This is a genomic window from Roseateles asaccharophilus (assembly GCF_004362405.1).
Classification (GTDB): domain Bacteria; phylum Pseudomonadota; class Gammaproteobacteria; order Burkholderiales; family Burkholderiaceae_C; genus Kinneretia; species Kinneretia asaccharophila.
Genome location: NZ_SNXE01000019.1, coordinates 1 through 1,476, shown reverse-complemented (window position 1 = coordinate 1,476; position 1,476 = coordinate 1). Strand labels below are relative to the sequence as shown.

Below are 1,476 nucleotides of genomic sequence, written 5' to 3'. Positions count from 1 at the left end.
TCCTCGGATCAGGCTCTGCGCCAGCATCAGGTACGACAGGTTCGCTTCGCGAATCTCGGCAAGGATCTGGTCTGCGTTCATCTCGGCTCTCCTGTAACTGGGCTGCTGCACTTTGCGTTTCAGCGTGATACGGATTGTGATGAGCCAAACAAGCCCCAAACATCAGCCCAAATCCGTGCTTGCCGTCTCCCGCACTGACTGCGCTTGTCAGGTTTTTTCCTACACGCCTGCTGCAGAAGGCGGCGCCCAAACCGGGAAAAGCGTGTCAGATCTCACGCTTATTCGGGGCTCCCCGGCCCAAGAGGAAAACAACAGGGGACGACAGGACGATGGCCCGCTTCAGCCGGCGGGGTAGGCGTGGCGCAGCGCCTGGGCCTGGTCCGGGCGGCCGGTGGCATCCATCAGCAAGGCCAGGTTGTGGGCGGCCAGATGGCTGCCCCGGCCCGCCACCGCGCCGGGCAGGTCCGGGCGCTCACCCAGACTCAGGCAGCGCTGCCAGGCATCCTCGATCATGGGCACGAGCGCCTCGGCATGAGCGGGCGAGTCCGCCGCAAAATCGAGCAGCAGGTCCCCCAGGGCAAAGAAGAAGTCGGGCGAGTCGCCGCAGCGCTGCAGCTCGGGTTCGGCCAGGGCCAGCCCCTCGGCGTGGCGCTTGAGGCACTTGAGCGCAAAGAGGCGGCGCGGCACCAGATCCAGCCACCAGCCGCCCTCAGGGTGGGGCAGCGCGGCAGCGCGCTCAAAGGCTTGCTCGGCGGCCGCATAGTCCTCATAGACATAGGCGTCCTTGCCAAGCTGGTACCAAAGATAGGCATCCTCGGGATGCTGGGCCAGGTCCTGCTGCAGCAACCGGAGGTTGCGCCCCTGCTTGGCCTTCAGACGCTCGGGCAAATAGCCATCGTGCCCAATCTGCACCTCCAGAGCGCGCACCGGCAAGCGGTGTTGGGGCTGCTCGTGGATGCGTCCGGCGTAGCGCACATGGCCCGGCAGCAGACGGCTGAGCCGTCCGCGGGAGCTGCCGCCCTCGAAGTGGTCATCCAGCGCCAGGCTGCCCACAAAATCGGGCGACTGCGCCCGCAGCGCCGCCAGCACCTCCCCGCCCGAGACCAGCCACTCATCGGCATCCAGTACCAGATGCCAGTCGGCGCCGGCCAGGTCCAGGGCGCGGTTGCGGGCCGCGGAGAAGTCGTCACACCACTCAAAGTGGGCCACGCGGGCGCCGCAGGCCGCGGCCAGGGCCGGCGTGGCGTCGCGCGAGCCGGTGTCCAGCACCAGCATGTCATCCACCCAGGGGGCCACGCTGCGCAGCAGGCGCTCGATATGCGCCGCCTCATCGCGCGCAATCACCACCAGGGCCAGGCGGGCCATGGGCATCCGGGGCCCGGCTCAGTGCATCTGGATGGCGCCGGCGGCGCGGCCCTTGCCGGCGCGGGCCGGCGGGTTGCACAGGCCGCAGACATAGTGGCGTGCAATCTCGTG

2 protein-coding genes and 1 pseudogene are annotated in these 1,476 nt (G+C 68.2%); all 3 read right to left on the bottom strand.

The annotated features are described in order from the left end of the window. The coding region (locus tag DFR39_RS19725; RefSeq protein WP_211343929.1) for a flagellar transcriptional regulator FlhD at nucleotides 1-81 on the bottom strand (81 nt) is incomplete at its 3' end. A gap of 258 nt (nucleotides 82-339) precedes the next feature. Beyond that, a complete protein-coding gene (locus DFR39_RS19720) occupies nucleotides 340-1,371 on the bottom strand; it encodes a glycosyltransferase family 2 protein (RefSeq protein ID WP_133605552.1) in 1,032 nt (343 codons plus the stop codon). Nucleotides 1,372-1,383: 12 nt separating this feature from the next. After that, nucleotides 1,384-1,476, bottom strand: a pseudogene (locus DFR39_RS19715) (FlhC family transcriptional regulator); the annotation flags it as partial.

Excerpts from the sequence above, each read along its gene's own strand:
- DFR39_RS19720 (WP_133605552.1), bottom strand. The coding sequence starts at position 1,371 with ATGCCCATGGCCCGCCTGGCCCTGGTGGTGATTGCGCGCGATGAGGCG.